This window comes from Paenibacillus sp. 01L418 (assembly GCF_056400045.1).
The window spans coordinates 1-6,484 of the sequence record NZ_JBFTSN010000367.1; the positions used below are offsets into that span (position 1 = coordinate 1).

Consider the following 6,484-nt stretch of genomic DNA (forward strand, 5'->3'; position numbering starts at 1 on the left):
ATACTATATCGCGTATGCCTTCCCGGCCGTGGGGATGGTCATCTACTAAAAAAACGCGTACCTTAGCCGTTTTATCCGTCATTTGGTATCACTCCTTCCGATGATTTCGACTTTTGTGCCCTGCGGTTTCGTCTGCTGTACCGTCATCGTCCAGCCCATCGCAGCTGCTCGCTCCTGCATCATTTTGACCCCATACTTGCCTTTGCCGTGAAGCTTCTCCTTCTCAGCCCCTATACCATCATCGAAAATGGAGCAGCGGAAAGTATTTGGCGACTTCTCTGAGCTTCCGACTCCTTCACCTTGAATAATAATTTGTTTTGCTTTCGCATGCTTCTGTACGTTCATAAGAGCCTCACGCATAATGGCCAGTAATTCGACCTTTTGCTTATAGGACAACAAGCCGTCCTGTACATGCCACTCCACTGTTGTTTGAATGCCGGAGGTCTGTTCCATTTCAACGGTTAAATGGTGGATGCTTTGCATCCATGACATATCGGCTGGTAAAGGCGCATCGTGTAAATTGGCAATAGATTGTCTGACGTCATCATATACATGCCTCACGGTTTTTCTAATCTGATCCGTCGTTTGCTGTGCATCAGAAGCGGACTCCGCCCGCTCCAGCTTGTCCAGCTTAACCGATAGCATAAACAACGATTGTGATATGCCATCATGAAGCTCGCGAGCGAGCTGCTCACGTTCCTCAAGAGCCGCCTTGACAATACGCTCGCGCTGCAGCGTCTCTTGCGTTTGCTCCAGCTTAGCGAATAACGCACGGAGCAGCGTCAGCGAAATAATAAAAACAAAAACAGGCGCGAGCAAATTGCCGAGATCCATCGAAATGAACGGGAGCAGCAGTGCGTGGCGCAAATACTCCCATAGCCCGATAGCGACCGTCGGAATCCATAAAATTAGCCATTTCAGCCATTTATACGACATCTGCTCAGCTCCCTTTCTCCCCATTAGTCATTCCGAAACGGAATCAACTGCTTCGTTACTGCGCCAGTCTGATCCGTAATGATCAGTTCTGCTTCCCATGCCCCGCGTGTAGGCAGCTCGAACTTATCGGATTCATAATCCGTTTCTAAAAACCCTGGGAAAGCTAAATAATTTTCCCCGCTGGCGCCGCGCACTGGAACGTTAATATCCGCTTTCTTCGGATTGTCCGGCGTACGAAGCAGAAATTGTACAGATGCCGGCGAACCAAGCGTCTTAGGCAGCCAAATTTTTAATTTTACGTCATTTGGACCAGGTCCATTTGGCGTTATGATTACCGTGTAATGGAGCGTTTCACCCATTTTATGATAGGATAACGGCTCTGTATCGGGAACCGGACTTACGTAAGTGAAGATGCTTGCAAGAATCAGCACCAAAGCCATCAAAAGTCCATCCAGCTTCAGCAGCTTGCCGTTAGGCAGCTTTTGCTGTTTGGCACGCTTATGCAGCAGAAATCCAACGCAAGCAACAATCAGTACCAATCCTGATTTGGCAAGCAGCATGAACCCCCAGCTTGTATAAAACAAATAGCGCCAGCTTGGAAGAAGAAGTGCCGTCATGCCAATTCCACTAATCGATAGGAGCACTATTGTCAGCCATGCGACCTTCGTAAATCGCTCGGCGAATCTCCCTGCCTCCTTGCGATCAGTCCGCCACAATAGCAATAGCAGCATTAATCCGCCAGCCCACAAAGCAGAGCAGACGATATGTATGAAGTCGAACACTATAGCAAACGTATTGCTTGGAAGTGCATTAACATGCCCATTAAAGCTTTCAACCGCAATAAGCAGCAGAGCCCAAATCATTTTGAGTGAATCATGCATTCGCAGAACCGTAAATCCAAGCAGCGAAAGTACGATCAGTGCAAGCCACGATTGTCCGGTGGACGTCTCCGTCAGCAAGCGGACCCATTCATTCGAATTACCGCCGTCATATCCCTTCATTAATTGACTCGCATGAACAAATACGAATAGCAACACGGCAAGCAGCAATCCTCTAAGCGAATAGATGCTCCATTTTTGCACGAGCTTGCTCAGAGTGGATTCCTCATCCTTTGGCAGCGTTATGGACCAAAGCATTAATCCAGCAGCGAACATAAAGGCAGCATAATAAATCGCTCTAACCGTGTAAAATAAAGCTTGCGAAACGGTTATTCCTGCTTCTGATTGTGTCCCGTCCGAATGATTATGGCCAACCTGCTTGTGAGGATCAAAATTTGTTTCTTCCATTCCGGAATACAGCTGTGCAAAAGCCTGCGGCGGCGATACCCACAAAGAAGCAGCAGCGGCGATCAGAAGAAACAATAGTACCATTGCCATATATTTCGCCCATCTGCCGGACGCCATTTGTTTTAGTTGGAGCAAATATTTTCCCATAGATGTCACATCCCTTTATGTCATACTGTTTCAGTGTACTCGACCGCTCTAAAAAGAACAATTGCAGTTCGGTCAAGCAAAAAAGTATAGCAACCTACTTTTATGCCCATTCTACTATTAAAACCATGAATTTAAGGACGTGAACCCTAATGATGGACAAGGACTATCATCTCGCTGAATTAAATAACCAAAGCGATGCGCTCGATGCCATTCGCAAGCTGGAGCAGCAATTGACTAAAACTTATGGCTCAGAAGTCGCATTAATTGCTTATGCCGCAGACGCAGATAATGAAAAAGATAAAGCCTAAACAGCATATTAAGGCGTAATCAACGGCATGGCTCCTGTGCAATTCACAGAGGCTATGTCTTTTTTTATAAAATGCCCCTTATTTTACGAGCGAAAAATAGCGGCCAGTATTCATCCGCGATTGCCGGGCAGCCTCTATCGGATTCCCAAACGTACACCCAGCCTGAAACAAGCTTATCCTTTGCGTCAGCAACCCATACCCTTTCATAATCATTTTGCTCCTCGTGACCATAAAATTGCTCGAGCTCATCCATGGATGCAAGTCCTTCTCTATCGACGACTATCCATTGACCGCTTATAATACTATTGCACTCTTTAGCAATAGCATCTCGAACGGCCGCTGGATAATCTCCGCAATCCACCAGTCTCCCTGCGATCTTTCCAGGTCGAATCGATTGCACATAGGATGAAACAAAATGATGATTGCTTTGACCAGGCAGTAACGAACCGTAAATAAAAACAGGTATTTGCCGCATCTCTTCTCGAGCACCTTCCATCATGAAATACTAGATTGAAAATCCGTCTTCCTTCGAGGTGATTATTCCAAGTGATGATGAATCAGCCCTACGGTGTATATGGTTATCGATTTCAAGACCCGCCGCAGCTTCCCATCTATCAGTTATTTGCAACCGGCTATCAAGAGGTAACAGAGACTAACTACTACTGGGACGGGATGAAACGAATTGACGGCCCGCTTTACTTATTCCAATATACCGTCTCCGGCTTCGGTCAATTCAGACTCGGGGATGAAACACATGATCTCTATGCAGGCAATGCTTTCCTTGTAGAAATCCCTGGAGATCATCACTATTGCTTGCCGCAGTCGAGCGACCACTGGACTTTTTATTTTGTATTATTCCGCCAGCAGCATATGCAAGCGCTGTGGTCTGAGCTGCTGCATGCCGTCGGTGCCACACCAACATTTGAGCCTATAAGCGCTGTCGTTCGCAGCCTTCAACATTTATATGCAGAGGCTCGCAGCAATCGTATTCAGAACAGCTACCAAGCATCATCTCTTATTTATCGTCTTATGATGGAACTGCTGCAATCAAGTACGSTGCAGCAGCAGGAGAAAATGAATTGGCCACTACAAATTAAGCAGGCAACAGCTTATATGGAAGCTGAATTCCATCGTTTGCAAAGCTTAGATGATGTCGCAGCTGCGGCTGGATTGTCTAAATATTATTTTACGCGAATGTTCACGAAGACGACAGGCATGTCACCAATGGACTTTGTAACGAAGCTCCGAATCGAGAAGGCTGTTCAGCTGCTTAGGAGCAGCAGCCTCACGGTCGAAGAAATCGCTCATACGGTTGGTTACTCGAGCGGCAGCTACTTTAGTAAAGTATTTCGAAGCCGCGTCGGCTTCCCTCCTGCTGATTTCCGCTTAGCCAAGGAGCTTCCTTCAATCGATCGTTTACAGTTCGATTGAAGAGCAATATTTTACATATCAACGCAATAAATTACGCTAGTCATCGACTAACGTTTCGTTTTACGATTGTCGTATAGAGCAATATTACGATAAGAGAGGACGAAATCAAATGTATACAACTTCCAAACATCATCACTATGCAGCAACTCCGCCTATGGGCTGGAACAGCTGGGACTGCTATGGCGCAAGTGTGAGAGAAGACGAGGTTCGCGGAAATGCGGCATATATGGCCGAACATCTGCGAGATTATGGCTGGGAATATGTCATTGTTGATATTCAGTGGTATGAGCCAGGGGCAAATTCGTCCCAATATCGTCCTTTCGTTCCGCTTGAGATGGATGAGTATTCCCGCTTGCAGCCCGCAGCTAACCGATTTCCATCCGCTGCGAACGGTCAAGGCTTCAAACCTCTAGCTGATTATGTTCATTCACTCGGGCTAAAATTCGGTATCCATATGATGAGGGGCATTCCTCGTCAAGCCGTTCATGCAGACACCAGCCTGCTTGGAACAAACATAACCGCTCGCCAGATTGCACATCCGAATTCGATCTGCCCGTGGAACACAGACATGTATGGCGTTGATGCTTCCAAAGAGGGCGCACAGCAATATTATAATTCGTTATTTGATTTATACGCTTCATGGGGTGTCGATTTCGTTAAAGTGGATGATATTGCCGCTTCCAGAATTTACGGCATTCATTTGGATGAAATCAAGCTTATTCATCACGCAATAGAACAATGCGGCAGACCGATGGTGCTTAGCCTATCGCCTGGTCCTGCTCCTCTCGAACATGCGGGTCCGCTTGCAGAGCATGCGAATATGTGGCGAATGACAGATGATTACTGGGATTTGTGGCACCTGCTTTATGAGATGTTTGAGCGCTGCGAGAAGTGGGCGCCGCATGCTCGGGATGGAGCGTGGCCGGATTGCGATATGCTGCCGCTGGGGCATTTGGGCATTCGTTCTGTAGATGGCGGAGGCAGCGATCGCTGGACAAGATTTACACGGGACGAGCAGGTAACGATGATGTCGCTATGGGCTATTTTCCGATCGCCGCTTATGTTTGGCGGTGAAATGCGGGACAACGACGAATGGACGCTGTCATTGCTCACAAATGAGGAAGTATTATCCCTTCATCGGAATGGACGCGGTGCACGCCAGCTTTATCGAGAACAGGACCGTATTGCATGGACAGCACAGGGCGATGATGCATTGTACGTTGCTTTGTTTAATGCGAGTGATCAAGAGGATACGGTTGCCGTGACGCTTGCGCAGCTTGGTTTAGCCGATGCTCCGCTCGTACGCAATCTTTGGACACAAGAGAATCTCGGGAGCTTGAACGAGCTGTCATTCTCTCTGCCTCCACACGGATCGTTATTGCTCAAATTAACATAGCATATTTAATGATCACGCTCGGCCGCCAATTGTTTATTCTAACAGGAATTTCTGCTGTTAAACTCGCTCAAATGCTGCTTCTACCATGCTTGAAACGGAAAAACTCCCGTTAATTTCTGCAAAAGACCACTAATGAGTCATTTGCATCGAAATAAGCTGGAGTTTTTCCTGTTATTTGTGTTGCAAGGCGTTTATTCGCTAATATAACGGGAAGTTTTCCTGTTACCCAGCTTAATAAGAGTGGATTCGAAGCTGAATCCCTATGATTTTGTAACCATTGGCACATCAAGCTATCCCTAGTTTTGGCTTATAACGTTCCAATATGTTACAGTTAGAGTTCAGTTGCTAGCGTATCTGCCTCATATCCTTTGGCAATTATACGCTGCAGCTTGAAAAAATCTCATTCCTGAATACATAGGAGGTCGTTTAGTTATGGCAAGCCAAACAGGAGCCATCGTACAGCAATCCTTAAACGCACTAATGGGAGACCCTGCTTTTTTACCAAATTTACAAGCTCAAGCACGTGAGCAAGCATTCTTATCACTTGCTGCTATTCTTTCCACGCCAAATAAAGTTCATAAAGCTTTTTTGCGCATTACGGTAGATAACGGCAATGTCGTTCGAATTCCGGCCTATCGCATACAGCATAACGATACACTCGGGCCTTATAAAGGCGGAATTCGGTTTCACGAATCCGTAAGCGAAGATGAAGTAACAAATCTAGCTGCGCTAATGACGCTCAAAAACGCGCTTCACGAGGTGCCTTTCGGCGGAGGTAAAGGTGGAGTCGTTATTAATCCACGCTCCTATTCCGCTAGAGAGCTTTATCTCATTTGCAAAAAATACGTGCAATATTTCAGTGACGTGCTTGGGCCTGACAAAGATATTCCGGCACCTGATATGGGAACCGGCGAGCGTGAAATGGACTGGATGATGGCCGAGTACAAAAGCATTCATCCTGGTCATCCTTACCTCGGCAG

Annotated in this window: 7 protein-coding genes; 4 read left to right on the forward strand and 3 right to left on the reverse strand. The window is 46.6% G+C overall.

What is annotated here, in order from left to right; translation table 11 throughout:
• Positions 1-78: 78 nt before the first annotated feature.
• Both AC1DSE_RS27785 and AC1DSE_RS27790 read right to left on the reverse strand, forming a co-directional pair.
• Positions 79-936 carry a sensor histidine kinase gene (locus AC1DSE_RS27785; protein WP_477509374.1) on the reverse strand — a complete coding sequence of 286 codons (858 nt, stop codon included), beginning with the start codon at positions 934-936 and terminating at the stop codon, positions 79-81.
• A 23-nt stretch (positions 937-959) separates the two neighbouring features.
• Complete coding sequence (locus tag AC1DSE_RS27790; protein WP_477509375.1) at positions 960-2,369, reverse strand: copper resistance D family protein; 1,410 nt, start codon at positions 2,367-2,369, stop codon at positions 960-962.
• Positions 2,370-2,518: 149 nt separating this feature from the next.
• Here AC1DSE_RS27790 and AC1DSE_RS27795 point away from each other — a divergent pair, with 149 nt between their 5' ends.
• Complete coding sequence (locus AC1DSE_RS27795; protein ID WP_339207657.1) at positions 2,519-2,677, forward strand: hypothetical protein; 159 nt, start codon at positions 2,519-2,521, stop codon at positions 2,675-2,677.
• A gap of 64 nt (positions 2,678-2,741) precedes the next feature.
• Here AC1DSE_RS27795 and AC1DSE_RS27800 read toward each other — a convergent pair whose 3' ends face one another.
• Positions 2,742-3,152, reverse strand: a complete 411-nt coding sequence (locus AC1DSE_RS27800) for a gamma-glutamylcyclotransferase family protein (protein ID WP_477509376.1) — start codon at positions 3,150-3,152, stop codon at positions 2,742-2,744.
• A gap of 74 nt (positions 3,153-3,226) precedes the next feature.
• Between AC1DSE_RS27800 and AC1DSE_RS27805 the strand changes: the two genes are divergently transcribed.
• The 3 genes from AC1DSE_RS27805 to AC1DSE_RS27815 form a co-directional block, all read left to right on the forward strand.
• Positions 3,227-4,108, forward strand: a complete 882-nt coding sequence (locus AC1DSE_RS27805) for a helix-turn-helix domain-containing protein (RefSeq protein WP_477528532.1) — start codon at positions 3,227-3,229, stop codon at positions 4,106-4,108.
• A gap of 109 nt (positions 4,109-4,217) precedes the next feature.
• Positions 4,218-5,504, forward strand: coding sequence for a glycoside hydrolase family 27 protein (locus AC1DSE_RS27810; RefSeq protein ID WP_477509377.1), 1,287 nt, complete (start codon positions 4,218-4,220; stop codon positions 5,502-5,504).
• Between the two features lie 432 nt (positions 5,505-5,936).
• Positions 5,937-6,484: Glu/Leu/Phe/Val family dehydrogenase (locus tag AC1DSE_RS27815; RefSeq protein ID WP_477528531.1), on the forward strand; the 548-nt coding region annotated here is incomplete at its 3' end.

Coding starts and splice junctions, on each gene's coding strand:
- AC1DSE_RS27785 (WP_477509374.1), bottom strand. CDS start 936: ATGTCGTATAAATGGCTGAAATGGCTAATTTTATGGATTCCGACGGTC.
- AC1DSE_RS27790 (WP_477509375.1), bottom strand. CDS start 2,369: ATGGGAAAATATTTGCTCCAACTAAAACAAATGGCGTCCGGCAGATGG.
- AC1DSE_RS27795 (WP_339207657.1), top strand. CDS start 2,519: ATGATGGACAAGGACTATCATCTCGCTGAATTAAATAACCAAAGCGAT.
- AC1DSE_RS27800 (WP_477509376.1), bottom strand. CDS start 3,152: ATGCGGCAAATACCTGTTTTTATTTACGGTTCGTTACTGCCTGGTCAA.
- AC1DSE_RS27810 (WP_477509377.1), top strand. CDS start 4,218: ATGTATACAACTTCCAAACATCATCACTATGCAGCAACTCCGCCTATG.